Genomic DNA, 1,693 nt, shown 5'->3' with positions numbered 1-1,693 from the left:
ATTTTATAAGTATATTATAATTTATTCATGTTTCCAGCTAATGCTTCAATAAATTTTCCAATAGGACCTTTTACCATCATTGCCATCATTGGGTTAAAGTTACCCTCAAAATGAAGTTGGATCTCAGTATTGTTAGCATCTATTTCTGTGATATCACCAGTTAATGTAAAAGGTAATTTATCACTAGCTGCTCCTAAAATAACTTTAGAATTTGGAGTTGCCTCTTTTTTTCTAAGTTTAATTTCTGGCATGCCTTTTAATGCAAAGATGAAAGAATCTTCACCAGTTACTTCAAATTTAGCAATTGATTCTGGCATTAATTTTTCGAAGTTTTTAACATCAGTTAAAGCATTGAATATATATTCAGCAGATTTAGCTACGCTAACTTTTGGACTTTGTAAATTCATAGTTATCTAGTTTTTTAGATTATAGTTATTGATTCCATTCTGAAGGATTTTTTCTCCACTCTTGTAAGGTTTCTAAATCGTTATCAGAAATATAGTTTTGTTTTACAGCAGCGTCTAGTAAAGAGGAATAATTGCTTAAGGTAGTTAGTTCTATACCAGCTTCTTTAAAGTTGTCTACTGAAATTTGAAATTCATATGTGAATATTGCAGCCATCCCCATTATTATAGCACCATTTTCTTTAAGAGCTTCTACAGCTTGCAAACTACTTTTTCCAGTACTAATTAGATCTTCTATCACTAAAACTTTTTTACCTGCTTCAAGTTGACCTTCTATTTGATTTTGTCTACCGTGTTTTTTAGGTTCTGGTCTTACATATACAAAAGGTAAATCAAGAGCTTCAGCAACTAATAAGCCAATACCTATCGCTCCAGTAGCAACACCTGCGATTACTTCAGGCTTGCCATATTTAGCAATAATATTGTCTGCAAATTCTTGTTGCAAAAATTTTCTAATTTCTGGAAATGATAGTGTAATACGGTTATCACAGTAAATTGGAGATTTCCATCCTGATGCCCATGTAAAAGGATTTTTAGGATTTAATTTAATTGCGTTAATTTGCAAAAGTAATTCGGCCGTTTTTTGAGCTGTTTCTTTATTAAAAATCATAATACAAATGTATAAAGTTTTTGTAAACGACAAACCGCTGTTTTTAACAAACAAAATTGAGAAGGAAACCGACTTTCAATTGTTTTTATTAGACAGTGTCGATATTGACAAAATTATCATTAAATATTTTCAAAATAAAATTGATAAGGCATTTTTATATCATCCTGACGAAAAACAGATCTTAAAAAAGATAAAAGAAAAGATTCCTGTTCAAAAAGCTGGTGGTGGAGTAGTATTCAATCCAAAAGGGGAAGTACTTTTTATCTTAAGAAGTGGTAAATGGGATTTGCCTAAAGGGGGAATTGAGAAAAACGAAGAAATGGAAGAAACTGCAGTTCGCGAGGTAGAAGAGGAAACTGGAGTTAGTGGGCTGAAAATTGTACGAAAGTTGCCTAAGACATATCATATTTTTAAAAGAAATGGTAAGTATAAATTAAAAATAACCACTTGGTATGAAATGAGTACTAAATTTGAAGGTGAGTTAGTAGGACAGACGGAGGAAGGAATTGAAAAAGTTGCATGGTTAAATAAAGAACAAATCAGGGAGGCAATGGATAACTCTTATGAGAATATTAAATTGCTAGTAAATGAAATGGGTTTATTAGATAAATAAGGATAT

3 protein-coding genes are annotated in these 1,693 nt (G+C 31.1%); 1 reads left to right on the top strand and 2 read right to left on the bottom strand.

The features are described 5' to 3' along the window. Window positions 1–14: 14 nt before the first annotated feature. Window positions 15–407 carry a hypothetical protein gene (locus RH98_RS14930; RefSeq protein WP_010257533.1) on the bottom strand — a complete coding sequence of 131 codons (393 nt, stop codon included), beginning with the start codon at window positions 405–407 and terminating at the stop codon, window positions 15–17. A gap of 25 nt (window positions 408–432) precedes the next feature. Beyond that, window positions 433–1,074 carry an orotate phosphoribosyltransferase gene (gene pyrE / locus RH98_RS14925; protein WP_010257529.1) on the bottom strand — a complete coding sequence of 214 codons (642 nt, stop codon included), beginning with the start codon at window positions 1,072–1,074 and terminating at the stop codon, window positions 433–435. Between the two features lie 7 nt (window positions 1,075–1,081). On the opposite strand from pyrE, the gene RH98_RS14920 reads away from it, so the two are divergent. Next, on the top strand, window positions 1,082–1,687 hold the full coding sequence (locus RH98_RS14920) for an NUDIX hydrolase (protein WP_010257524.1): 606 nt from the start codon (window positions 1,082–1,084) through the stop codon (window positions 1,685–1,687). The last annotated feature ends 6 nt before the right edge of the window (window positions 1,688–1,693 follow it).

This window comes from Myroides injenensis M09-0166 (assembly GCF_000246945.1).
In the GTDB taxonomy this organism is placed as follows: Bacteria; Bacteroidota; Bacteroidia; order Flavobacteriales; family Flavobacteriaceae; genus Flavobacterium; species Flavobacterium injenense.
This window is presented reverse-complemented; position numbering and strand designations above follow the sequence as displayed.

Coding starts and splice junctions, on each gene's coding strand:
- RH98_RS14930 (WP_010257533.1), bottom strand. CDS start 407: ATGAATTTACAAAGTCCAAAAGTTAGCGTAGCTAAATCTGCTGAATAT.
- pyrE (WP_010257529.1), bottom strand. CDS start 1,074: ATGATTTTTAATAAAGAAACAGCTCAAAAAACGGCCGAATTACTTTTG.
- RH98_RS14920 (WP_010257524.1), top strand. CDS start 1,082: ATGTATAAAGTTTTTGTAAACGACAAACCGCTGTTTTTAACAAACAAA.